The 25502-nt window shown below is 36.0% G+C and carries 24 protein-coding genes; 12 read left to right on the top strand and 12 right to left on the bottom strand.

From position 1 onward, the window contains the following. Positions 1–87: 87 nt before the first annotated feature. Positions 88–1218: a hypothetical protein gene (locus F598_RS0111415; protein WP_019039191.1), complete on the top strand. Its 1131-nt coding sequence runs from the start codon at positions 88–90 to the stop codon at positions 1216–1218. Beyond that, the gene (locus F598_RS0111410) at positions 1218–2858 is read left to right on the top strand and encodes an amidohydrolase (protein ID WP_019039190.1); all 1641 of its coding nucleotides are present in this window, start codon (positions 1218–1220) and stop codon (positions 2856–2858) included. Before F598_RS0111415 ends, F598_RS0111410 begins: the two co-directional genes overlap by 1 nt. On the opposite strand, the gene F598_RS0111405 is transcribed toward F598_RS0111410, so the two are convergent. Then, positions 2851–3564: a class I SAM-dependent methyltransferase gene (locus F598_RS0111405; protein ID WP_019039189.1), complete on the bottom strand. Its 714-nt coding sequence runs from the start codon at positions 3562–3564 to the stop codon at positions 2851–2853. The two genes, F598_RS0111410 and F598_RS0111405, sit on opposite strands and share 8 nt — an antisense overlap. Before the next feature lie 23 nt (positions 3565–3587). Here F598_RS0111405 and F598_RS0111400 point away from each other — a divergent pair, with 23 nt between their 5' ends. Beyond that, positions 3588–4079: a YkgJ family cysteine cluster protein gene (locus F598_RS0111400; RefSeq protein WP_019039188.1), complete on the top strand. Its 492-nt coding sequence runs from the start codon at positions 3588–3590 to the stop codon at positions 4077–4079. On the opposite strand, the gene F598_RS0111395 is transcribed toward F598_RS0111400, so the two are convergent. After that, the gene (locus tag F598_RS0111395) at positions 4072–5451 is read right to left on the bottom strand and encodes a pyridoxal phosphate-dependent decarboxylase family protein (protein WP_019039187.1); all 1380 of its coding nucleotides are present in this window, start codon (positions 5449–5451) and stop codon (positions 4072–4074) included. The genes F598_RS0111400 and F598_RS0111395 overlap by 8 nt on opposite strands. Positions 5452–5520: 69 nt before the next feature. Here F598_RS0111395 and F598_RS0111390 point away from each other — a divergent pair, with 69 nt between their 5' ends. The 5 genes from F598_RS0111390 to F598_RS0111370 are packed head-to-tail and all read left to right on the top strand — an operon-like array spanning position 5521 to position 9569. Continuing rightward, entirely contained in the window at positions 5521–6057 is a 537-nt protein-coding gene (locus tag F598_RS0111390) for a cysteine dioxygenase (RefSeq protein WP_019039186.1), read from the top strand. An 11-nt stretch (positions 6058–6068) separates the two neighbouring features. Next, positions 6069–6902, top strand: coding sequence for a 1,4-dihydroxy-2-naphthoyl-CoA synthase (locus tag F598_RS0111385; RefSeq protein ID WP_019039185.1), 834 nt, complete (start codon positions 6069–6071; stop codon positions 6900–6902). Between the two features lie 39 nt (positions 6903–6941). Beyond that, the gene (locus tag F598_RS0111380) at positions 6942–7523 is read left to right on the top strand and encodes an SPOR domain-containing protein (RefSeq protein WP_019039184.1); all 582 of its coding nucleotides are present in this window, start codon (positions 6942–6944) and stop codon (positions 7521–7523) included. 5 nt (positions 7524–7528) lie between these two features. After that, on the top strand, positions 7529–8050 hold the full coding sequence (locus tag F598_RS0111375) for a PH domain-containing protein (protein ID WP_019039183.1): 522 nt from the start codon (positions 7529–7531) through the stop codon (positions 8048–8050). Then, positions 8037–9569, top strand: a complete 1533-nt coding sequence (locus tag F598_RS0111370; protein WP_019039182.1) for a PH domain-containing protein — start codon at positions 8037–8039, stop codon at positions 9567–9569. The genes F598_RS0111375 and F598_RS0111370 overlap by 14 nt, the downstream gene beginning before the upstream one ends. A 1-nt stretch (position 9570) precedes the next feature. On the opposite strand, the gene F598_RS0111365 is transcribed toward F598_RS0111370, so the two are convergent. The 7 genes from F598_RS0111365 to aroQ form a co-directional block, all read right to left on the bottom strand. Beyond that, positions 9571–9981, bottom strand: coding sequence for a PAS domain-containing protein (locus tag F598_RS0111365; protein ID WP_245539787.1), 411 nt, complete (start codon positions 9979–9981; stop codon positions 9571–9573). Between the two features lie 208 nt (positions 9982–10189). Next, entirely contained in the window at positions 10190–12601 is a 2412-nt protein-coding gene (locus F598_RS0111360; protein WP_019039180.1) for an alpha-ketoacid dehydrogenase subunit alpha/beta, read from the bottom strand. Positions 12602–12810: 209 nt separating this feature from the next. After that, the gene (locus F598_RS0111355; protein WP_019039179.1) at positions 12811–15834 is read right to left on the bottom strand and encodes an SbcC/MukB-like Walker B domain-containing protein; all 3024 of its coding nucleotides are present in this window, start codon (positions 15832–15834) and stop codon (positions 12811–12813) included. Next, positions 15831–17042, bottom strand: a complete 1212-nt coding sequence (sbcD, locus tag F598_RS0111350) for an exonuclease subunit SbcD (RefSeq protein WP_019039178.1) — start codon at positions 17040–17042, stop codon at positions 15831–15833. The genes F598_RS0111355 and sbcD overlap by 4 nt, the downstream gene beginning before the upstream one ends. Before the next feature lie 9 nt (positions 17043–17051). Then, positions 17052–17732, bottom strand: a complete 681-nt coding sequence (locus tag F598_RS0111345; RefSeq protein ID WP_019039177.1) for a DUF2490 domain-containing protein — start codon at positions 17730–17732, stop codon at positions 17052–17054. A gap of 1 nt (position 17733) precedes the next feature. Continuing rightward, positions 17734–18315, bottom strand: coding sequence for a hypothetical protein (locus tag F598_RS0111340; protein ID WP_026302677.1), 582 nt, complete (start codon positions 18313–18315; stop codon positions 17734–17736). Between the two features lie 4 nt (positions 18316–18319). Then, positions 18320–18736, bottom strand: a complete 417-nt coding sequence (gene aroQ / locus F598_RS0111335; RefSeq protein WP_019039175.1) for a type II 3-dehydroquinate dehydratase — start codon at positions 18734–18736, stop codon at positions 18320–18322. A 112-nt stretch (positions 18737–18848) separates the two neighbouring features. Here aroQ and F598_RS0111330 point away from each other — a divergent pair, with 112 nt between their 5' ends. Genes F598_RS0111330 through F598_RS0111320 form a run of 3 tightly spaced genes read left to right on the top strand, consistent with a single transcriptional unit; the run spans position 18849 to position 21772 of the window. After that, positions 18849–19622 carry a LexA family transcriptional regulator gene (locus tag F598_RS0111330; protein WP_019039174.1) on the top strand — a complete coding sequence of 258 codons (774 nt, stop codon included), beginning with the start codon at positions 18849–18851 and terminating at the stop codon, positions 19620–19622. Next, on the top strand, positions 19622–20278 hold the full coding sequence (locus F598_RS0111325) for a DUF2461 domain-containing protein (protein ID WP_019039173.1): 657 nt from the start codon (positions 19622–19624) through the stop codon (positions 20276–20278). The genes F598_RS0111330 and F598_RS0111325 overlap by 1 nt, the downstream gene beginning before the upstream one ends. Before the next feature lie 9 nt (positions 20279–20287). Beyond that, positions 20288–21772, top strand: a complete 1485-nt coding sequence (locus F598_RS0111320; protein WP_033408653.1) for a BCCT family transporter — start codon at positions 20288–20290, stop codon at positions 21770–21772. Between the two features lie 45 nt (positions 21773–21817). On the opposite strand, the gene F598_RS0111315 is transcribed toward F598_RS0111320, so the two are convergent. After that, positions 21818–23059 carry a 3-deoxy-D-manno-octulosonic acid transferase gene (locus F598_RS0111315; RefSeq protein ID WP_026302676.1) on the bottom strand — a complete coding sequence of 414 codons (1242 nt, stop codon included), beginning with the start codon at positions 23057–23059 and terminating at the stop codon, positions 21818–21820. A gap of 87 nt (positions 23060–23146) precedes the next feature. On the opposite strand from F598_RS0111315, the gene F598_RS0111310 reads away from it, so the two are divergent. Further along, complete coding sequence (locus F598_RS0111310) at positions 23147–24313, top strand: DegT/DnrJ/EryC1/StrS family aminotransferase (protein ID WP_026302675.1); 1167 nt, start codon at positions 23147–23149, stop codon at positions 24311–24313. A gap of 44 nt (positions 24314–24357) precedes the next feature. On the opposite strand, the gene F598_RS0111305 is transcribed toward F598_RS0111310, so the two are convergent. Then, a complete protein-coding gene (locus F598_RS0111305) occupies positions 24358–24633 on the bottom strand; it encodes an ATP-dependent Clp protease adaptor ClpS (RefSeq protein ID WP_019039169.1) in 276 nt (91 codons plus the stop codon). Positions 24634–24677: 44 nt separating this feature from the next. Then, a complete protein-coding gene (gene prmA, locus F598_RS0111300; protein ID WP_019039168.1) occupies positions 24678–25502 on the bottom strand; it encodes a 50S ribosomal protein L11 methyltransferase in 825 nt (274 codons plus the stop codon).

Raw genomic sequence — 25502 nt, 5'->3', positions numbered from 1 at the left:
TCCTTAATTTTCTTAACGAAAAGGAAACATTAGAACGCTTAATTTAAGTAGATTTGCGAAAAAAGATTTTAGAATTGAACAAATCTAATGGCAAATAAATTTAAGCGCAACGACCGAGATCGTCCCTACTTAAATCTAGTTGATTTTTTCTCCGAAGAGAAGACATTTCTTATTATAGTTGTAGTTGGACTCATATTAGCTGCAACGGCTACTACCAACGCCAATCTCGCCATGTGGATTGGCTTCTTTTTTGCCGCCTATGCGGCAGTTGCCAACGACAGCATACAGTCTTTGGGAACTTTTATTGAAAGTAATAAAGCCAATAAATGGTGGATTTTATGGCTGTTTATTGGGGGAATATTTTTGGCAACCGTCACTTTTAGTTTTATTTATTTTGATGGCGATGTCACCTACCAGAGATTAACGAATCCCGATGGTTCAACAGATTATCCACACCCAGATAAATTTACATTCTTCCAGGTTATTGCTCCACTGGTGCTTTTAATCCTGACCAGATTAAGAATGCCGGTGTCTACCACTTTCTTACTATTAAGTGTATTTAGTGCCAATACATCAGGGATTACCTCCGTAGTATTAAAAAGCTGGTCTGGTTACATCCTGGCTTTCATCATTTCTTTTCTAGTTTGGTATTTATCTTACAATACGATTAGAAAGTACTTTAAAAGCCGAAAGTTTAGCAATTACTGGATAGTTGTTCAATGGCTTGTAAGTGGTTCCCTTTGGGCTACCTGGGTAATGCAGGATGGAGCTAATATTGCGGTTTATTTACCCAGAGAACAAAGTATGAGTCAGTTTCTGGTATTTGCGCTTACCATTTTCTTCGGGCTTGGTTTACTTTTTTACTTGAGAGGTGATAAAATACAAGGCGTCGTTAGTGAAAAAACAAGAGTGTCTGACATACGTGCAGCTACACTTATTGATTTATCCTACGTAATTCTACTTATCTACAAACTTTTTATATCGACTGTACCAATGAGTACAACATGGGTGTTTCTTGGTATCATTGGAGGTAGGGAAATTGCTATAAGTTTATCCAGAAAGAAAAAAGGTAATAAACATAAAAAAAAGGCTGCCAAAATGATTGGGAAAGACTTTTTATATGCCATGATCGGTCTATTAGTTTCAGTTATCCTTGCTGCAAGTGGAAATGCTTCCATAAGAGAAGAAATTTATAATTCAATATTAAACCTGTTTTAATGAAAAAGAACTTTATTTTATTGTTGGTTTTTGCAGCTATTTTAGTATCCTGCAACGAAAAGACAAAGGTTGACCTATTAGTCACTAACGCCAATATCTATACGGTTGACGAAGCTTTTTCCACAGTTGAAGCTTTTGCAGTAACTGACGGTAAAATCGTAGAAACAGGATCTACCTCAGATCTTAACTCAAAATTTACTGCAGCAGAAGTTATAGATGCTGAAGGAAAAACCATATTGCCAGGCCTTATCGATGCTCACGCGCATTTGTATAACCTAGGATTGAAATTAAGTCGAGTGGACTTAGATGGGACAACTAGTTACGCTGATGTCATTTCTAGATTACAAGAGTTTCAAACTAAGAATCCAGAGGCGGACTACATCATAGGTAGAGGATGGGATCAAAACGATTGGGCGGAAAAAGAATTTCCTACTAAAGACACTTTAGATATCCTTTTTCCAGATACGCCTGTTGCGCTTACCAGAATAGATGGTCATGCCATGCTAGTGAATCAAAAAGCTCTAGATAAGGCTGGTATTGATGAAACTACCGAAATCTTTGGCGGAGAAATACAAAAGAAAAATGGAGAGCTCACAGGAATTTTGATAGATAATCCTATGGAAACTGTTGAAGCTACCTTTCCTGTTGTAGATCGAGAGGCACAAATAAAAGCTTTAAAATCTGCAGAAGAAATTGCTATCTCACTTGGACTAACGAGTTTGGTTGATGCTGGCTTAAACTCCGATGTGATTCACCTCATTGATGATTTACATAAACAAGGAGAATTGAAATTGAGAATATACGCAATGCTCAGTAACAATGAAGCAAATATTAGCGAGTTCCTAGAGTCTGGAATCCTCAAAACAGATCGACTAAATGTACGATCTGTTAAAGTATATGCTGATGGAGCCTTAGGTTCCAGAGGAGCAGCTTTGAAAGCACCTTACTCAGATCAGGAGCATCACTTTGGGAGTATGATTATCGATTTGGACGATTTTCAAACTCTAGCTAAGCGTCTAAAAGATACTGAATTTCAAATGAATACACACGCTATCGGAGATTCTGCTAATTATGTAGTTTTAAAAACATACAACGAATTGCTTAAAGATGAATCTGATAAACGTTGGAGAGTTGAACATGCTCAAGTGATGGATAATGATGATTTCAATTATTTTGATGGAGAAAACATCATACCTTCGGTACAGCCCACACATGCTACAAGTGACATGTACTGGGCAGAAGATAGATTAGGAGAAGAAAGAGTGCAGCATGCTTACGCTTACAAAACTATTTTAGAAAATGCTGATCTGGTTGCCCTGGGAACCGATTTTCCTATTGAAAATGTCAATCCCTTTTTAACTTTTTATGCGGCAGTCGCTAGAAAAGATCTACAAAATTATCCTGATAAGGGATTTATACCAGAGCAAAAGCTTTCCAGAGAAGAAACTTTAAGAGGCATGACGATTTGGGCAGCTTATTCCAATTTTGAAGACCAAGAAAAAGGAAGTATTGAGGCTGGAAAATTTGCTGATTTCATCATCGTAGATCAAGATCCTATGACTGTTGAGGAAGGCGCTATTCCAGACACTAAAGTACTATCGACCTACATCAATGGAGAACAGGTTTTTGAACTTAAGTAAAGTTCAATTTTGCTAAATATCCGTAATGTTCATCTTCGAAAATGAGTGAACACTCTAGGCTGGCCTTTTCTGCCTCTTTTTTAAGGGTGTTAAAATCCAGGTACAGCCAAGGAAATGGATCTGATAGTTGATTTTTATAACTCGTTCTGTATATCATTTCACCATAATAAGATGATTTGTCGTTTTCAATAACTTCATCTTCGAACAAAAATATAAGATCAGAAGAATCAATTAGTACTTGACTATTTTTGTGCATCAAGCTTTTCAGTTGATCAAAAAACGCCTCTAATTCATTTAAAGTTCGAGCAATACCTGTACCATTCATCAGTAAAAGTAGTGTATCGAACGACTGAGATTTTAAATCGAAAAAGTTTAATCGTTTTGCCTCTTCCAGTCCTCTTTTTTTGCAGGTTTCAATACATTTTTTTGAGAGATCTATAGGTAACACCTGGTGTCCTTTCGATTTCAGTATTAAACTATGACTACCAGCACAGCAGCCAATATCGAGTACGCTACCCTGACACAGATCTAACGCTTTCTGTTCTAGCTTAGGCATATCATCGTAGCTTCTAAAAAGATATTCTACAGGAATTTCATCATCAAAAAAATCTTCATGATGCACTAGGATGGGAGTTTGGTCTTTTGTTAAATAATAATTTTCAACAGCCAGGCCAAAGATATCCTTTGAGGGAGAGTGTAGATTCAAGTTGTAGATTTTATATTTGTATTATGGAAGAGTTTCTTAAGGAATTACCTCAGCTAGCCAAAGATAAACATAAATCGCATAAAGATTATTTTAAGCGACTAAAAAAGAAGCCACCTAAGCATCTAGATCAGGCTATGCAAAGCTTACATGATGAAACTTTTGAAGAGGTAGATTGTCTAACTTGTGCTAATTGCTGTAAAACCACCGGACCCCTCTTTACCAATAAAGATATAGAGCGAATATCTAAACACTTTAGAATGAAACCTTCTGTGTTTATTGACACCTATCTAAAAATTGATGAAGACAAGGATTATGTTTTACAAAGCGCCCCCTGCCCATTTCTAGGGGATGACAATTATTGCCTCATTTACAAGGTGAGACCTAAAGCATGTGCGGAGTTTCCACATACAGATCGTAAGAAGTTTCAACAGATTAGCCATTTAACTCTCAAAAATGTCGAGATTTGTCCGGCTGCTTTCAAAATAGTTGAAAAAATGATGCTTTCAATTAAATAGTAATTAGCTCTTCTTTAGCCTCTTCAACATAAGTTTCAAGTACCTGGAAGAAATTCAAGATATCTGTCTCTTGATTGTTACTATTGATAGTTACTAGTCTTACAAATGTTGTCCCTCTAAACTCTCCATACCCAACCATGAGTTTGCCTTCTTCATAAAGTGAATTGCATAGATCTTTTGGATCTATATTCTTGTAATTAAAACAAACTGAAATTGAGTCTTCATATGAATAAAGCTCATAATCTGGATGATTCCTAACATAATTTCTAGCGACTTCAGAAAGGTGAAACTGCTGGTCAACCATTTGATTTAGCCCTTTGGTTCCAACCGACTTCCATAAGGTCCAAAATTTAAGTGCATCATTTCTTCTTCCGCATTGTAAAGATGTCTTTCCTAAATTATAATCATCACTGTCTGTTTGATAAAGATAATCTGCTTCACATGCAAAACTATGTCTAAGGTTGTGTCTTTCCTTGGTGATTAAGATGGAGCAGCTAAGTGGTACATTCAGCATTTTATGTGCGTTAAAGCTGAAAGAATCTGCTTTTTCAACTCCACTCACCAGGTGCTTGTACTTTTCACTAAAAATGACAGAGCCACAATAAGCACCATCTACATGCAACCAAAGTTTATCATAAAGTTTAGTAACTTCATGTATTTCATGGATATCATCAAAGGCTCCCATAACTGTAGTTCCTGCTGTAGCATTCACAAAGAAAGGTTTTAAACCTTCTTTGAGATCTTCTTCAATTTGCTCTTGCAAAGCCTTAGGGATCATTTTTCCGTATTTATCACTTTCTATAAATCGGATTTGCTGTATACCAATTCCACCGAACATGGCATTTTTAGTAATTGAATAATGAGAAGTGGAAGACGTATAAATTATCATTTTTTCTGAAACTCCTTCAAACTTGATATCACGATTGTAGGCATCTCGAGCCATGAGCATAGCCATAAAATTACTCATTGAGCCACCAGGTGGAAAGGTACCATCTGCGTTTTCGCCAAAATTCAACATATCACAGACTTTGGCTATGATCATTTTTTCAATTCCTACCTGTGGTCCTCCAACCTTATAAGTATACATGCTATTATTAAGCATGACTGCCAGTAATTCTCCCAGAGTCCCTTTTGAATTTCGTCCTCCAAAAAGTTGATTGAAAAAAAGCTTTGTAGAGGTTCTCGGAGTACTTAATACAATATCCTCCAGTAGTGCTTCAAATCTTTCTTCGTCAAGCCCCTGATCTTCTAAATTTAGATCCATGACCTTCAAAAGGTTCTCCGCTTTTATGGGTTTTACGACTCCATTTTGCTTTTCGTGGTGTACTAGTTTATATGAAAGTTTTTGAAATAGTTCAAGGTCTGCTTGCATAAGCCTGAATTGAAATTTATATTTACTCCATATCGATTTACTCGAATTTCATAAAAATAATTAAAAAGCATGTACTCAGGAGAAAACATCGAATCTTTAAACAAACTTTTAGAAGTTTTACCTCAATGTGAGGGAGAGGACTACTATAAATTGGCAAAGCATCTTTCTATCCCTGTCGAAGACTTAAAACCTTATGCGTTCTGGTCTGATGAAACTTATACCCGAAACTGTGTTGTACGAACAGATAAATATGAGCTTTTGCTTCTATGTTGGCAAGAAGGGCAGGAGACTCCAATCCATTGTCATAATGGTGAAGAATGTTGGGTGTATTTAGCAAAAGGTCAACTTCGCGAAAAACGATATGTTGAGAAGCAAGGAGATTTAAAATTAACTGCTGATGTGAAAATGACCCAAGATCGATTATCTTATATGAACGATGAGTTAGGTTACCATTCTTTACATAATCTAAACAAAGGCACCTCATTAAGCCTGCATCTTTATGTGGGACCAATTGATGAGTGTTCTGTTTACAAAGAGGAAAAAGACAAATTTGTATTTAAGGATTTAGACTACTACTCAAAAAATAAAAAAATAGTATCCAATTAAATTTAAAAACCATGAACTGGAAAACAGTTAAAGAATACACCGATATTACCTATAAAAAATGTGATGGCGTCGCCAGAATAGCTTTCAACAGGCCAGAAGTGAGAAATGCTTTTCGTCCAAAAACTGTTAGTGAACTTTTTGAGGCGTTTCTAGATGCTAGAGAAGACCCCAAAATTGGGGTCGTTCTTTTCTCTGGAGAAGGCCCATCACCAAAGGATGGTAAATATGCCTTTTGTAGTGGAGGAGACCAGAACGCCAGAGGGCATCAGGGTTATGTAGATGATGATGGTACTCCAAGACTAAATATTTTGGAAGTTCAACGTTTAATTCGTTTTATGCCTAAGGTAGTCATCGCTGTAGTTCCTGGTTGGGCTGTTGGTGGCGGTCATTCTCTGCATGTGGTTTGCGACCTTACCCTAGCCAGTAAAGAACATGCTATTTTTAAACAAACCGATGCTGATGTTACCAGCTTTGACGGAGGTTATGGTTCTGCCTATTTGGCTAAAATGGTCGGTCAAAAAAAGGCGAGAGAAATTTTCTTCTTAGGCAGAAATTACTCTGCACAAGAGGCTTTTGAAATGGGAATGGTTAATGCTGTTATTCCTCATGATGAACTCGAAGCCACAGCTTATGAATGGGCTCAGGAAATCTTAGAAAAATCACCAACTTCTATCAAAATGTTGAAATTTGCTTTTAATGCTACCGATGATGGAATGGTAGGACAGCAGGTATTTGCAGGTGAAGCAACACGTTTGGCGTACATGACAGAAGAGGCTAAGGAAGGAAGAAACGCCTTTTTGGAAAAAAGAAAACCAAACTTTAAAAATATCAAATGGATTTCCTAAATTAGTTGTTAATAACTGAAAATCAATAACTCATAAGCTATGCCAATCCTAACTGAACAAGAACTTCAAGACATTGTCAATAAAGAGACAGAAGCTAAAGCCAAAATCGAAGAAAAGAACCAGCAAATCGATGAATTATACGAAGAAAAAAAAGCTATTCGAAATCAGCGAAGAGGCTTTTTAACCTCCACTGTGATATTGGCAATTTTATTTTTAGCTCTGTTATTTACTGTTTTATTTCAGCCTAATTTACTTGAGTTGAACAAGGGCGTTCAAATTGCAGAAGATGAAGAAGTTGTAAAAAAATCCAGATTAGAGAATTATCAAAAGCGAGTTATGGAATTAGAAAATCAAACTTCTCCCTATACCAATCCTCTGGAGTTAAATGAATTTTATGCGGTTCAACTAGGGGCATTTAAAAAATTCAACACTAAGTTATCTTCAGATAGCTATAGTGTAGTCCATAATGCGAGTTATAAAGATTTTAATTTATTTACTCTAGGTGTTTTTGAAACTGAAGAAGAAGCAGAAAAATTGAGAAAGGTAATAAGACAACTAAATTTCCGTGATGCTTTTGTAGGGTTTTATAAGGACGGTGAACGCGTAAAATCAAATTATTAATAGTTATGAGTTTTCAGAATCTAGCTTTAGATCTTAAAGATTTACCAGATTTTAAGACTGTGAAGTTAGAAGCAGTTCAAAAGCGGTACAAAAAATTGCTTTGGCTTAATGTCATTGCCTTATTTGTACCTTTATTTACTTTACCCATTTTTGGTTTTCTTTTCGATGAGATTCCTTCTTGGATTTCAGTATTATTTCTGTGTTTACTGAGCGTAATATTTATACTTAGAGTAATAGAGGTCGAAAAAGGATTTCCTATTCGTAAATTCGGAATTCGTCAGTACGATATGATTTATCAATCTGGTTTTTTTCATTATACTGAAACTGTGGTTCCCTATAATCGTATTCAGCATGTAGAAATCAAACAAGGACCACTTTCGAGATTATTTACTTTATACTCATTACGACTATATACTGCAGGAGCTTCCTCAGGAGATTTAATCATAGATGGGCTCGATAAGTCCACTGCTCAAAAATTGAAGGCCAAAGTGCTTGACAAAACCACAGAGGTAAATGTCACAGATTGATTTTTCAGTACCAAGGCTTCAGTCCTTTAACGGTATCTTTTTAATTTTCTTCACCGATCTAGCCAAGCGAATACGTCAAAATATATATATTCTAGCCGTTCCATTTTTTAAAAATAATGTGTTCAGGGATTATGGAACTTATATTTATATAGGACTAGGCTTACTTGTTATTCTTCAATTTGTTTTTTCTTATTTATCCTACAAGAAATTTAAGTTTTCTATTCAGGAAGATGCTTTTCATCTAGATCATGGCGTAATCAAACTCAGTCATGTTGAAATCCCTTTCGAAAGAATTCAAAATATTAATCTACAACAAAATATTTTACAGCAAGTTTTGAATGTGGTAGGTTTTGAAATTGAAACTGCTGGGGAAGGAACAGCTGAAATAAAAATAAAAGCTTTAGATAAAGAGTTTGCTACTGCCCTTAAAAGCAAATTAATAGAGGAAAAGAAAAAACTTGAGGTAAGTGAAGATTCACAAACAAAAACACACGAATTAGATGAAGCCAAAAATGAAGTAGGGACCCCTGCTGAAGAAGAATCACTTTTATTTAAGTTGGACTTCAAGACATTGATCAAGGTTGGAATAAGTTCTAATTTGTTTAGAGGGGTAGGTTTGCTTATGGCTTTTTTCGCTTATCTCTATAATTTTTTGAGAGACTTTGTGACGCAATTTTATGATTTTAATCTTGAGGAAGATGTAAAAGATCGTATTCCTGAGACCATAACATTTATAAGTTTTTTAATTCTTGGCGTTTTAGTGATTGGGTTTTTAATCACCATCATGACTACAGTTTTAAAGTATTTTGATCTTAGAATACTTAAAAATCAGCAAAACTATGAAGTAGAGTATGGCTTGTTTAAGCGAGTGAATAAAGTGATCAAAAAGACAAAAACACAAATCTTCGAAATTCGTACTAACCCCGTAAAAAACGTATTCAAAATTAGAAGTGTATATGTGAGTCAGGCGTCATCTCATCAACTCACTGAAAAACAAAAAATCGGATTGGTAGGTTTGTCTTTAAAAAATGTAAACCTCCTTTTTAGTTCTTTATTCCAAATCGACTTTGAAGATTTGAAATACGATTATTTTAAATCTCAGAACCGTCTTTTCTTCAGATACTTTTATCGCAGTTTGTTTTTGATGCTTGGACTTTTTGTAGCGGCCTATTTTCTTTTTTTCAATTGGATTAGCATAAGTGTTTTAATCTTAATTTTCTTATTACTGATCTACGTTTCAGTTTTAAAAGTTAGGAAAAGTAATATTGGATTTAATGATGATCTGGTTTCTATCAGAAAGGGGTCTATCGATACAAAATTTAAGATGATAGAAATCTACAAACTCCAATCGGTAAGATTAAGTAGGAATATTTTTCAACAATTTAACGACCATGCCGATGTTGTCTTAGAAACTGCATCCGGAAGTGTTACTGTAGAATACCTCAAGCTAAATGAAGCTCGAGATTTGTTGAATTATTTAATCTATAAAATAGAATCTGTAGATAAAGACTGGATTTAATTTAATTCAGTTGAGACTCATTTTCTAAAGCCAGGTAATGTTCTACTTTCTTATTTTTGTTATGAATCGGGTAGATTTTAATGTCGCACATGTATTCACTTCCATCCTTTCTGTAGTTGACCATTGAAGTTTCACAGATGGATTCTTTAGATAACTCTTCTTTCAATTTTTTTAAAGCTTCCTTAGAAGTTTTTTCCCCCTGCAATATTTTTGGATTCTTGTTTTTAACGTAAGATAAACTATAACCAGTCATGTCTTTAAAACCATCATTAACCCAAATTATATTTTGATTTTTATCAGTTACAACAATGGCTTTATATTCATTTTTGAATAGTGTTTCTTCTATTTGAAAATCCCAATTGAACTTATGCTGAAATTTATTTAAACGTTCAGCCTCTTTCTTCTTTTTCAAAGATTTTAAGAAATTAAATATATATTCAGAATAAACATCCCACGACATTAAAGGTCCTCTTTTCATAACTATCTCAAAATTAAGTAAATATAAAAATCCAAATTTAAGTTTTTTATTTATTCAATGTGTTGTATAATCGTTATTTAAAACATAAAAAACCTTAATACGTTTTGTATTAAGGTTTTTATACTAATAAATTTTAATTGATTTACATCAATTTTGGATACGCTTCCGGTTTAAACTCGTGTAGAATAGAATATACTTTTTCGAACACATCCTCAGATGAAGGTTTAGAAAAATAATCACCATCAGTACCATAAGCTGGTCTGTGCGCTTTAGCGGTAAGCGTTTGGGGTTTACTATCTAAATACCTGTATCCATCCTGAACATCTAAAATTTGTTGTAAAATAAATGCAGAAGCACCTCCTGGTACATCCTCATCGACTATAAGCAATCGATTCGTTTTTTCTAGACTTTTAACGATATCATGATCTAAATCAAATGGCAATAGAGATTGACAATCTATTATTTCTACATCAATACCTACCTCTAAAAGCTCTTGGGCTGCTTTTTCAATAATTCTTAAGGTAGAGCCATAGGACACAATGGTAAGATCAGACCCTTCTCTAATGGTCTCAACTTGACCTACGGGAGTTTTAAACTCTCCAAGATTACTAGGTTTCTTTTCTTTTAATCGGTATCCATTAAGACATTCTACGATTAAAGCTGGCTCGTCACTTTCAAGCATCGTATTATAAAATCCTGCGGCTTTTGTCATATTTCGTGGAACTAGAACATTAACGCCACGTATGAGATTTAATATCCCACCCATAGGTGACCCCGAATGCCAAATACCTTCCAATCGATGGCCTCGCGTTCTAACGATTAATGGTGATTTCTGTTTGCCTTTAGTTCTGTATGCTGTTGTAGCTAAATCATCACTCATAATTTGTAAGGCATAAAGCACATAATCTAGATATTGTATCTCAGCTATAGGTCTTAGTCCTCTCAATGACATACCTATACCTTGTCCTAATATGGTAGCCTCTCTAATTCCTGTATCAGCGACTCTTAGTTTGCCATATTTTTCTTGAAGTCCTTCGAGTCCTTGGTTAACGTCACCAATTTCACCAGCATCTTCACCAAAAATTAAAGTCTCAGGATGCGTTTCAAAAATCTTATCGAAGTTATCTCTTAAGATAATTCTGGCATCGACTTCTTCGGCTTCATTATCATAAGTGGGTTCAACAGGAGAAATATTGCTAGCCTTACCTTCGTATTCGCTCCATAAATGACTGCTGTAGTCTGGCTGTGTTCTGGCGCTAAAGTCTTTAATCCATTGCAACAAGTTTGCTTTAGCCTCAGACTGCTCACCTCTTACATAACGCATGGCTTTTCTTGCAGTAGCTAATATCACCGACTTTAAAGGTTCATCATTTTCTTTCAGTTCGTTGACTAAGTTGTTGATAAAGTTTTTGTTTTCAGATGAATTGGCTAATTCTGTCAGCAACTTAATGACAACTTTATTTTCGTTTTTGGCAGTTTTTCCAAAAGCAGTCCAGGCTGCTTTCTTACCATCACGAACTTGTTTTTTGATCGACTTTTCAAGTTCGCTTAATTCTTCGTCAGTAGAAAATCCATTAGAAATCATCCACTCTCGCATCTTAGCATTGCAATCATGCTCTTTTTCCCATTGCAACCTATCTTCACTTTTGTAGCGCTCATGAGAGCCAGATGTTGAGTGGCCTTGTGGTTGAGTTACTTCTACAACGTGAATTAAAACAGGAATATGCTGTTCCCTAGCAATTTTCTCGGCCTTTTCGTATGCCTCGATTAGTGCAGGATAATCCCAAGCTTTTACCACTATAATTTCGTAACCGTTGGTATCATTCTCTTTTTGAAACCCTTTTAAAATTTCAGAAATATTTTCTTTTGTTGTTTGGTGTCTTGCGTGCACAGAAATGCCGTAGTCATCATCCCACACGTTGATGACCATAGGAACTTGCATCACACCAGCAGCATTAAAAGTCTCCCAGAAATGACCTTCACTAGTACTAGCATTACCAATAGTACCCCAGGCAATTTCATTTCCATTTTTAGAAAAATTAGTAGCATCAATCCCTTCGACATTTCTATAGATCTTAGAAGCCTGTGCAAGACCAAGCAATCTCGGCATTTGTCCAGCAGTAGGAGAGATGTCAGCACTTGAATTTTTCTGCTCAGTTAAATTTTTCCAGCTTCCATCTTCATTCAAACTATGAGTCATAAAGTGGCCTCCCATTTGGCGTCCACCAGACATAGGTTCATCATCTAGATTGGTGTTGGCATAAAGTCCAGCAAAAAATTGTTCAATACTGAGTTCTCCAATAGCCATCATAAAGGTTTGATCTCTGTAGTAACCTGAACGAAAATCACCATTCTTAAATGACTTGGCCCAGGCCAGTTGAGGAACTTCTTTACCATCTCCAAAGATGCCAAACTTTGCTTTTCCTGTTAATACCTCACGTCTGCCCAACAAGCTACATTCTCTACTGGTAACGGCTATCTTGTAATCTTCTATTACTTGTGTTTTGAACTCATCAAAAGAAAGATCTTCTTTTTTTTGAACGTTATCTTGCATTTTCTCAATTTTTAGACTCTCGCGAATATACTAAATTTCATCGAGTTTTTTCTCTTGATGATGCGATATGAATTGAACTTTTATCAATAAAAATCAATATTTAGTCAAAAAATTGAGAATTTAATAATGTCATCGGTTTTATGCTGCATATTCTTTAGCATTTCTGTAGTTGATGCCTATATATCTTAGCTAACGTATAGCGTTAAATTTTAGCCAACAACTTGCAAGCTGCTGTAGCCCTGGGCATTTCTATCCAAAACGATTTGAGTAGAAATTCGTTCCTTGAGAGCTCCAACGTGGCTTATGATCCCAATGGTTTTGTTGCTCTCTGCCTGCAAACGCTCGAGTGTATCTAAAGTTAAATCCAGGGTTTCCGGATCTAGCGTTCCAAAACCCTCGTCAATAAACAGACTATTAATCTCAACGTTTTTAGAGGCTAAATCTGATAGACCTAAGGCTAAAGCAAGACTCATTAAGAAAGTTTCCCCACCCGATAAAGTCTTTACAGATCGACGCATGCCCCCCATATGGTGATCTATGACATAGAGTTGGTCTTTGTCCTCGTTTGGTAAATACCTGTCCAGCTCATAACGTTCATTTAAATGTTTTAAGCGCTTGTTTCCCAGAAAGATGAGGCGTTGTAAACTCAAATCTTGCGCAAATTTGTTAAACTCAGTTCCTGTAGCATCACCAATAAGCTTATTCAAGATTTCCCACTTCCGGTTCGCTTTTTGTTCTTCAGCTATACTTTCTCCGATCTTTTGGAGTTCAAGGATTAAATCCTTGTTGTTTTTCAACTGCCTATTGACTTCTTCCAGCTCAAGTTTTTTGTTTTCTAAGCTTTCAGACAGTTCCCTGATAGCCAGCTCTGCCTCGTGAATGTTAGAGAAAAATTTATAGTTCAACTCTTCAATTTGCAATTGAATGCCTTTCACTTTTTCCTTCTGAATTTGAATCCGTTCTCTTAATTCATTGAGCTGTTGGCTTAATACCTGGAAGTCTGCCGCTTTCATGCGGGATGAATTGGCTTCAGAAATGCTTGAAAATGCACTGGCTTTTATTTTCGGTTCTAAGTTCGCCTGAAGTGATTCTAGCCTTAAATTTATACTTTTCAATTGCTCTTTTTCACTGCCTAAAGCTTTCTCAGTAGAGGATAAGTTGGAGTGTAAAGCAATCCAGTTTTTCTTCAATCTAGAAATTAAAGCATTCAAATCTTCTCCAGTGTACAAGGCTTGCATTTCAGTTTTTAATCGACTTCCTTGTATTTTGATTTGATCAAGCTCATCTAAAACATCCATAGCATTTTCCAAAGCTTGTATTTCATCCTGAAGCTGTTGTGTGGTTTCGAGGTTTTCAATCTCCTGTGCTGTAGAACGTTCCAAATCTAAAAGGCTTTTTTCTTTGAGCTCTAAAAGTATCTGCTCATAGGTTTGAGCGAAAGCAGCCTTCTTTTGGTTAAACTTTTGCTTCAAGGATTCAAGATCTGTGTCTTGTTCTTTAACTCGTTCTGCTTTAGACTTTTGTTGAGCTTTTAAGGCTTCAATCGCTTTAGATACGATCTGTAGCTCATCTTTCTTAGTTTTTAGCTTTTTGTCCAATTCAGAATCCAGGGCGGGTTCATGTGCTGAGTAGGGATGATTTTTGGAGCCACAAACCGGGCAAGGCTCATGTTCCTGTAGCTTCCTTCTAAGATCTTTGACTTCTAACTTTAGGTTTTGGTTTTCTTTTTCGGTCTCCAGGTAGATAGCCTCTTTTTCAAGACTTTTTTCTGCTTTTTCTTTTTCTGAAATCAAACGAGGAAACCTGGAGAGTTCTTCTTTACTCGACTTGATTTGTTGGCTTAGCTTTACCAATTGCTCATCTAATTCGTTTAAAGAATTTTCCTCGTGTTTTGCTTCCTTAATTTGATTTAGTAATTGATATTTGGCCTTTATGGTTTCACCTAAAGAGGAATCGCTTTCAAGTTGAATAGCCAAGCCTTTAATTTTCTGCTTGGACTTCCTTAGTCTTTCCTGTAACTCATTTTTGAAATCTGATATGGGCTGATTTTTAAATTTCAGATTTAAACCTTCCAATGCTTTATTCAGAAGTTCAACTTTAGATTTATAATCGTTGAGCTTTATTTGTCTTCTATTTTCAAGCTTTTGATAGGCTTCAAGCAGAACATCAAGCTTATGGTCTAGTTCAGAGGTCTCTACTTCAGTCTTAAGAAGTTCCTGAGCCTCAGTTTTTAGCTCAGAAATATGATTTTGAAGCTGAGTTCGCTCATAATCTAAGCCTTTAATTTTTTCTACCAGATTTTGGTTTTTTTCTGCCAGGATATTATAGTCCAGCAATTCCTCCTCAAAGGCTAGGGTTTTAGAGTGTTTGCTTAATCTTTCAGCGTTTTCAGCCTGAAAAGTTTCTAATTTGTCCTGGTATTGCTCAAGCTTTTTAGACTCAATCTTAAATTCTTGATCTCGCTTTTCTTTAGTTTGGAGTTGATTAAGATCCTTTTCATAGCTAGACTTTTTCAACTCTTGATCTTTCACAAGTTTTTCTAGTTGATTTTTTTTATCCTGCTTTGTGCTCAGATCATCCTCACTTAACAGCTTAAGCCTTAGATCGTCCATCAATGTTTTTTGACTGGAGATTTTAGACTTGAGTGCATTATATTTTTCGTAGACTTTACGTCCTATCTGTCTGTAAATGCTCGTATTGGTGATTTTCTCTAAAAGCTCACTTCGCTCTTTTTCATTGGACTTTAATAAGGTTGCAAACTCTCCTTGAGAAAGTAATACAGACTTAACAAATTGATCATAAGATAAGCTGATAAGGCGCTGAATTTCAGACAAAACTTCTGTCTTCTTTTCGCTAAAAGACTCTTCAGTCTCTAGATTCCAGAGGTCCATCTCGTATTCCCTCAAGTTATCGTTCCTGTTGGTAGAAATAGACCATGTAGAGACAAACTGTCCTCCCTTACAGGAAAACTGAACTTTGGCGTAAGCTTCTTTCTGATACTTAGTCAAGATGCTACCGTCCTGTTCAATTTTACTTTTAGTAACGCTCGAGATTCGTGGAGTTCTAGCATATAAGGCCAAGCAAATGGCGTCCAAAAGCGTGCTTTTTCCACTACCAGTTGGGCCAATAATGGCAAACAATCCACCAGAATTGATTGGGGATTCTTCAAAATTGACCTCATGCTCACCCTTTAGGGAGTTGATATTTTTAAAATGTAGACGTTCTATTTTCATTCTTCAGACCTATTCAGTTCGTCCAGAATTTCTTCAAATGCAGACATGAGCTCTAGCTTGGTATCCTCTGTCTCATCAATTCCTTCTAGTTTCTTTTGAAAGACTTCTTTTGGTGTGAAATCTGAAATCTGACTTTCCACAGAAGAAATGCCCCGTTCAATTTCAGACTTGTTTTTAAAAATGACCTTATGCTTTACAATCTCGCAATTAGGTTGATTGAAGCTTTCAATGAGTTGTTCCAACTCATAGGTTTTGGAAGCTGAAAATTCTGCTTCGTGCAATTCAATTTCAATCAAAGTCTTCAACGGATGATTATTTTCTATACTTACCAATTTCGTTTTGATCTCTTCTAACGTCCCTTTGATAAGTACCAAATCTCTGAATTTAGGAATAGAAATGCCCTTGGGTTCATAAGATTTTTCCGTATCTAAAATCAAAATGCGTTTCTCATTTCTGCGTTCACTAAAGGAGAGTGGAATAGGGGAACCACTGTAAAAAATTGGAGTTTCGGCCTGTAATCGCTGGGGTTTGTGAATATGCCCCAAAGCGATGTAACTGTAATCCTCTCCAAAATGACTGGCCTCAAGTCCTGCTAAATTCCCAATTTGAATATCGCGTTCACTTTCAGAAACACTAGCGCCTGTCGCGAATAAATGTCCCATCGCAACAAGTGGAAGGTGAGGATAATTCTTTTTGGCCAGTTTGGCCGCTTCCTGAAAGTGATAAGCAATACTTTCTTTAACGGCGGCCTGTTTATTCTCATGACATTCAGCAGAAAATTGTCGCTGTAGATTTTTACTTCTTAGATAAGGAATTGCGGCTATTACCAACTCCGTGTTTTGGGCCGATGGTACTGGGATCAAACAGTCTTCAAAGGCTTCAGGCATCTGCCCAATGACATGAATATCCAGCTGATTCAAAATTTCTTTAGGAGCCTCCAACACACTAGGAGAATCATGATTGCCTCCTGTAATTATGATTTTTAGCTGGAATGTTTTCAGCTTTATAAGTGACCTGTAATATTGGTTTCTAGACTCGCTAGATGGATTTGAAAAATCAAAAACATCACCAGATAGCAGGAGAATGTCTACAGGATTTTTTTTCAAATACTCACGGAGCCAGTCTATAAACAGGTCAAAATCTTGAGATAAATCTACCTTATGCAAGCGTTTACCTATGTGCCAATCTGCGGTATGAAGTATTTTCATATCTTAGATTTAAAGCGATTTGTAATACCCAAATTTGAACCATAAGCGGTGTCTAAATCGGTCTTTAACTAAATAATCATCAGTCCGATAATCTAGCCCTATTTCAATTTTATTTTTATCATCAATGTAGAACCCGTAGGCAGCTGTTAGTCGGTTTTCAAGATCGTCTTCACTGCTTTGAATCATGTAGATCAATTCGTTGGAAATGGCTAGATAGTTTTCACCTGGATCCAATTCTCGTCCCTGTAAAGGAATTTGACCTTTAATTCTGTAACGAGCCCTGTGGAGTGTAGATTCTTCTTGAAAATAAGTTTGATCGATTCGTACTCGATGTCCGATTCTATAAAACGAACCTCTTTGCAAAATCGACACCTGTTGTATGGTTCTGTGGGTGTTTTCACCTTCTTCAACTCTATATTGATAACCGATATCAGCCTTAAGAAAAGGGGTAAGGCGTCTCCCTATAAAACTTTGCAAATCGGTCAAGCTATGCTCATACTGAAGCTCATCATTTAGTCGGTTAGAATCGAAAAGACCGTGTTGGGATTCGACTTTATGAGTGATAGAATATTTTTCTGAAATATTATATTTTAAAGACGCTTCAGGGAAAAAACCAAAAATAAAACGATCATTTTGTGCTTTTAAGTTGAGGCATAAAAATAATATGGCAATGAGGTAAATATACTTCATATTAGTAATCTAGATTATCGGTATTCTTAATTTTCACGATACGTTTATTTAATAAACGGCCAGAGTGATCAAATAAGCCCTCCCATAATTCATCTTTAGTTTCGGTTTTGCCATAGTATTCGATTTCGTAGCTGATTTTTAAATTCTCTAATTCATTTTCGTCTATTAAATCTTCAAGATCGTCGGGTTGACCTGTATATTGAATTTGAATTTTCGATAACGAATACTTAGTGTAGGTTTCTTTAAGATAGGATAAGATCACTTCATAGACATCTTCATCGATTTCTTTTTCTTTGATGAGCACTTCAATATTTTGAACGACTCCTCTCATATTAAACTCTATACTGTGTAAATGTCTTTTATGCTTAAGTTTAGCTTCAAAAACTTCTTCCTCACCATCGGTTTGAAAATACCATTTTGTTCTACGCTTTTTTTCATAAGCATCTTTCAACCATTCTAAGGCAGTTTCGGGAACTTCATTCTTCTTGACTCGTTTTTCTACCTCGTTTTTCTCTTGGGAAAAACCAAAGTTTATAAGTAATAAAAATGTAATAATTAATCCGCGTCTGATCATAATTCTCATAGTATTAGTCTAAAAAACTTCTGATGGCTAACTCATAGCTTCTCAAGCCGAAACCAGTAATGATTCCAAAAGCATTGGGAGATACAAATGAAGTTTTTCTAAAATCTTCTCTGGCATGAGTGTTCGAAATATGCACCTCTATAACGGGAGTGCCAATAGCTTTAATGGCATCTCCAATGGCAACAGAGGTATGGGTGTAAGCAGCTGCGTTAAGTATTATACCATCTACATTATCATCAGCTTCTTGCAGCTCAGAAATGAGTTCGCCTTCAATGTTGGATTGAAAATAAGACAGTTCCAACTCCTTAAATTCAAATTGAAGTTCTGTGAAGTAGTCTTTAAAGGTGGACTTTCCGTAAATTTCAGGCTCTCTTTTGCCAAGAATATTAAGGTTGGGACCATTAATGATATGTATTTTCATAGAGAATGAATTAGAAATCAAATTTATTAAAATAATTTAAGCGAAATATTTTAATTGATTAGGATTTTTTCCTTAGCTTCATGGAATAATTCCTAATCTAATCATTTTAACTATGAAAGCGGATTTACCCTTAGAAATTAAACGATTCAAACAAATTCGAGAAGAGCATAATTTTACTCAATCTGAATTCGCAGAGGTACTTCACATCAAAAACTCAACATCCGATATAGAACGAGGTAAGACAAAGCTCTCAGGGCAAGTAGTAATGATGCTTCTTAAAATATTTGAAGTTAATCCGCTATGGCTTTATGGAGAAAGTTTTCAAAAGAAGCTCGATGTACATCACATCAATTCGATGCCTAAGGTCATCTCAGTAGACGAAACCAATTCCAGAGAGAATATGCTATTGGTTAATCAGAAAGCGGCGGCAGGTTATCCTCAAAACATTGGTGATGCAGAATGGTATCATCAGCTTCCAGCCTTTGAGATGCCAATTCCACAGTTTCGGAATGCTTCCTACAGGGGTTTTCAGGTAGAAGGAGATAGTATGGAACCTAACTTTCATTCTGAAGACTGGGTTTTAGGTAAGTCTGTGGAGAGTCTCCAGCAGGCTGTCAATCATAAAGTTTACGTGTTTGTTTTGCAGGATTCTGTCATGGTGAAAAAGCTCCACAAACATCCTAACTCTCATAAGATTTCACTGATTTCGACCAACACCTATTATCCTCCGTATGAAGTTGAAGCTTCAGAAATCCAGGAGATTTGGGAAGTGACCAGTAAATTAACTTTTTCGATTAATGAGAATTCTGAGAATAGTATGCTCAAAAAACTAGAGCAATCTATGGAAGAGCTCAAAACACAACTTAATTCTATAAAATCTAATTAATGGACTTTAAACGTTTATTTGACTTTTTGGAAGCCCTTCAAAAGAACAATAGTAAAGACTGGATGGATGATAATCGTGATTGGTATGAAACCGTTAAAGCTGATTATGTAAAATGGCTTGAGGAACTCGATCATAAACTTTCTAAACTCGATGAATATTATTATTCATCCTCTGGTAAAAAGGCTGTAAATCGAATTAATAATAACTTGCTTTATCATCCTAACAAACCTACTTACAAAGACCATTTTGGAGCGGGGATGGATAAGCGTCCTAAAACCGGTGATTTTTATATTCATTTAGGGGTAGAAGAAATTTTTGTTGCAGGTGGCTTTTATAAGCCTAAATCTGAGCTGTTGAAAAGTATTCGAGAAGCTATAGATTATAATGGCGAGGAGTTTAAGGATATCATCAACTCAAATGAATTTCAAAAGCATTTTGGTGGATTGATGGAAGATGATGATAAATTGAAAACCTCACCTAAGGGGTTTACTCAAGAGCATAGGCATATAGAGTTGCTAAGACTCAAAAGCTTTGCAGCTATGAAACCCTTTTCACGAAAAGACGTTTTCGCAGATGATTTTATGGATAAGGTTATTGAAGCTTACAAGGTCATGCTGCCTTTTAGAAGATACCTTAATAAAGCAGTGACTGTTTAAAAAAAATTGATGTTGCCTTCACTTCAAAAGAAAAATAGAATTCTACTGGCATGTCTTTTGGTTTTAGGCTTATTGAGCATCATGTTTCTGTTTTTTCCAAATCAATCTTTTCATTCTATCACTTTAGCTTCAAATTGGATTAGATCCCTATTTGGTGGATTTTATCTAGTGCTGGGACTCGTCATTCTTGTTTATTTGTTAGTTATAGCATTTTCTAAGTTTGGAAAGTTGAAGTTAGGTAATGACCCAGCAGAATACTCTACTTTATCCTGGCTGGCAATGATGTATTCTACTGGGATGGGTGCAGGAATAATTTTAAGAGCCGTGCAGGAGCCTGTTTTTATGATGCAAAATCCTGGAATAGAGCTGGAGGGGTCTAAGCTTATTCATGGTTTGGAGATGACTTTTTATCATTGGGGCTTTACGGCCTGGGCTTTTTATGGACTCTTTGCGGTCTTCATCGCTTATTTACTTTTTGTTCAAAAAAAGAATATTCAATTAAGTCACGTTATTACCCATAAGCAAGTTGATAGTATTGCTTTGCCTATTGACCTTTTGGTTATTTTGACAACTGTATTTGGTATCGTGAGTGCTGTGGCTCTTGGCATCAGACAATTAAAAGGTGGGCTTGACTTTATCTCTGATGTGGAATTAAATTTCAGCTCTACTATCATACTTTGCTTTTTAATTTTCGGGTTAGCCATAACATCTTCAATACGAGGCCTTAAAAGAGGAATACAGCTGCTTTCAAATCTCAATATTGGACTTACGCTACTTCTTCTTGCCTTTGCGAGTCTTCAAACTGATTTTTCTCACCTTGTATCCAATTTTTTCAACACTTCTATTGCGCTTATAATAGACTTTTTTCCGCTTAGCTTGGCTATAGGAGATTTTAATTTTAGTGAAGTATTTTTATCAGATTGGACCTATTACTATTGGGCGTTTTGGTTGGCCTGGGCTCCCTTTACTGGGATATTTATTGCCAGAATATCTAAAGGGAGGAGCCTTCGTGAGATGATCTTGGGAGTTTTGATTGTCCCAAGCTTAGGTACTTTTATTTGGTTTACCAGTTTTGGAACTTCTGCAATAGAACTTATTGAAAGCGGACTGGTTTCAGAATCAGCATTTGAAAATGTTTTCACTGCAACATTTGTTCTTTTAAATCAATATCCATTAGGGAGTTATGCAGTTGTTTTAGCAGTGATCTTATTATTTGGATTTTTAATCACTTCAGTAGATTCTGCAATATTCGTGTTGAGTATGTTTTCAGACCTAGAAAGGATTAATCCTTCAACACTTCACAAATGGCTTTGGGGATCTCTGCTATTTATCTTTACTCTGGGCTTTCTGGTTTTAGGAAATTTTAGCGCTGCAACCAACGTACTGGAAGCCGTTCAAAAACTTCTTATTGTAAGCTCTCTTGCATTGGCATTACTCTGCGTGGTATTTATGGTTTTCTTCGTGATAAGATTAAATAAAAAACCAAGGGCTTAATAGTTTCTAGTTCCCTAATGAAGAAGTTGCAATGATATTTTCTGGTTATAACTGCTTTGTAATTTTCTCCAAAATAACTGGAGTAGCGCCAGCTTCACTATTGACGAAATGCCCGCAAATCTGTCCGCTTTTTTCTCTAAAGGTTTTATCATTTATCATTTTTTCTAGAATAGAGTTAAACTCCTCCTTAGAATCAATATTAAACAATCCTCCTAAACGTCTTAGCATTTTGGCTTCCGGGAACTTACCGTAATTTTTTCCAATAATCACTGGTATTCCAAAAGCTGCGGGTTCCAAAATGTTGTGAAGTCCACTTAGGCCCATACCTCCGCCTACATATGCCACATTGGCATAGCTGTATACTTTGGTGAGTAAGCCAATGGTATCTAGAATCAATACCTGATAATTATTCAAATCTTGGCTTGTTAACTGAGTATAACAAAGCGTTTTCTTTGTCAACTTCTTTTTTATATGCTGAATTTGGTTAGAATTGATCTGATGAGGGGCGATAACAACCTTAATCTTTTTTGGTAAGTTATTGATGGCGTCTATACATACCGATAGGTCTTCCGGCCAGGTACTTCCAAATACAATCGTGAGTTCTCCTGAAGCAGTAAAAGACTCCATAAAATCCAATTGATTATCCATGCCCAATTGAGCTATAACTCTATCGTAGCGAGTATCACCAGAAATGCTTGAATGATTGAAGCCGTGTTGTTGAAGAAGCTTTAAAGACTCTTCATTTTGAACAAAAATATGATCAAACTTACCTAAAGCCTGAGCCATGAATTTACCTAAAGGTTTAAAATACAATTGCTCTTGCCGAAATAATCCAGAGATAAGGTAACTATTAATTTTACGCTCGTAGAGCACATCCATCATGTTGGGCCAGACTTCATATTTGATAATTAGAGCAAGTTTAGGCTTTAAAATATCAAGAAATAACTTTGCATTTTTTTTAGTATCCAAGGGGAGATATGTTACTACATCCAATTTAGAATCTTTCTTTTTTACTTCATAGCCAGAAGGAGAGAAAAAACTCACCGCAATTTTATAATACGGATGTGAAGTCTTAAGGGAGTTAATGATAGGTACAGCCTGCTCATATTCGCCTAAAGAAGCGGCGTGAAACCATATAACCTTATCATTATCAGAGACCTGATGTCTTAAGTTATCTGCCCAGCCTTGACGACCTTCAACAAACGATTTTAATTTACCACCAGATATTTTTAGAACTGGTAGAATAAATTGAACAAAATGGATGATGCATTGATACAAAAATTTCAAATCAGGATTTTTTCCAAAAATAAGCTTTTAGAAGAATTGTCCATTTGAATACTTAATATTCTTATTTTTGTAGGAGATACAATGCAAATGAGAAAATTACAAATGGTTGACCTGAAGGGTCAATACGATCAAATAAAAGAAGAAGTGGATCAATCCATTTTTGAAGTTTTAAATTCAACGTCTTATATCAATGGCCCTGCGGTCAAAAAATTTCAGGAACACCTGGAAACTTATTTAGGCGTAAAGCATGTGATTCCTTGTGCTAATGGAACAGATGCCTTGCAAATATCTATGATGGGTCTCGGCCTAAAACCCGGAGACGAAGTCATTACTGTGGATTTCACCTTTGCCGCTACAGTAGAAGTGATCGCCCTATTGAATTTAACGCCTGTTCTTATCGACGTTGATAAGGATAGTTTCAATATGGATCTTAAAAAATTGGAAGAAGCCATTACTCCAAAAACAAAGGCTATAGTTCCAGTTCATCTCTTTGGTCACGTAGCGCAGATGGAAGAAATCATGGAGATTGCAAAGGCTCACGATCTTTACGTGATAGAGGATAATGCTCAAGCTATTGGTGCCAATTATACATTCAAAGATGGATCTCAGCAAAAAGCTGGAACTATTGGTGACGTAGGGGCAACGTCTTTTTTCCCCTCTAAAAACTTAGGAGCTTACGGTGACGGAGGCGCAATTTTCACTAACGATGACGACTTAGCACACATCATAAGAGGGGTTGTAAACCACGGGATGTACGAACGTTACCATCACGATGTAGTAGGGGTGAATTCACGTTTAGATAGCATACAAGCAGCTATTTTAGACATCAAACTTGGGCACTTGGACGAGTATAGCTCAAGACGTCAAAATGCGGCCAGACATTATACGGAAGCCTTAAGTAAGTCTGAACATATTGAAACTCCACAAACTAAAACTCACAAAAGATGCGATAATTCACAAGGCATTTGTGATACCTGCGATTGTCATGTCTTTCATCAGTACACCATTAAAATCAAAAATGGAAAGCGAGATGAATTAGCGGAGCATTTTAAGAAAAATAATATTCCTCACGGTATCTACTATCCGATACCCCTACATTCTCAAAAGGCTTACAAAGATGAGCGTTATGATGAAAAGGAATTTGGTGTGACTAATCAATTGGTGGATGAAGTGATTGCTTTACCCATGCATACCGAATTGGATAAAGAACAAATAGACTATATCACTTCAGAAATTATTAAAGTGGTAGGGTAGAAGTAATCACTGAAATAAAAAAGCCTCGATTATCGAGGCTTTTTTTATACTATTTCTGCGCTAATTCCAGCTCGTAAAATCTCTGTACAGCGGGGCTTTAAATCGTCATATTCTCCCGATTTAACAGCACATTTACCTTTATAATGAATGAGTAGCGTACACTGCTCGGCTTGGAGAGCATCATGATCGCAAGTTTTAATCAAGGTTTCAATCACGTGGTCAAAGGTGTTCACCTCGTCATTATAGACCACGATCTCATGAGAATCTGTAAGTTTCTCCTTGACATCAACATCTTCTAAAACTTCTTCTCTAGTACTCATCATCTAATTTTTAGCAAATATATAGAGTTTTCTAAATCTGTTTTTTAATTTTTTGTGAATTTGGCTGCTACCCACTCATCTTTTATTCGATAGTTAACAATTGTCAATGCCTGATTTTCAGCTTCAGATTGAATTAATGGAAGGTCTTCTTTATAAAAGCCACTAAAAAAAATTATACCTCCTGAGACCAAGTGACTGGCATACACAGACATATCTTCCACTAAAATGTTTCGGTTGATGTTAGCCAGAATCATATCATAATCAGCATTAATTTTCTCAGCTCCTCCGAGCATCACCTTGCCTTTGCAGGAATTACGCTCAAGGTTTTCAATGGTATTTTCCACACACCATGAATCAATATCGATATAATCTACTTTATTTGCTCCTCTGATTTCTGATAAAATGCCTAGCACGCCTGTTCCACAGCCCATATCTAGTACTCGTTTTCCTTGACAGTCTTCTTCAAGAAGCATTTCAGAAATTTGATAGGTGGTGGCATGATGTCCTGTACCAAATGACATTTTTGGTTCAATTATAATATCAATGTCCGCCTGGGTTTTAGGATGAAACGGGGCACGAATAGTACAGCGGTCATCAATGTGAATAGGGTGGAAGTTTTTCTCCCATTCTTCATTCCAGTTGATCTGTTTTATGGTAGTTTTAGTGTAATTAATATGGAATTCCTTGGAAGACAAAATGCGTATTTGAGCCAGTAGATTTTCTTTATCCTGCGTCTGATCAATGTAAGCTAAAAGACCATCTTGATGATCTTCAAAACTTTCGAATGGCAAATCTCCCAATTCTGCTAGAAGGATGTCTCTTCCTGGCTGCAATGGTTCAACTACAAATTTATATTCTATGTAGATCAT

The organism is Psychroflexus tropicus DSM 15496 (assembly GCF_000378765.1).
Classification (GTDB): domain Bacteria; phylum Bacteroidota; class Bacteroidia; order Flavobacteriales; family Flavobacteriaceae; genus Psychroflexus; species Psychroflexus tropicus.
The sequence above is the reverse complement of the archived record's forward strand: the minus strand, read 5'-3'. Positions and strand labels throughout refer to the sequence as shown.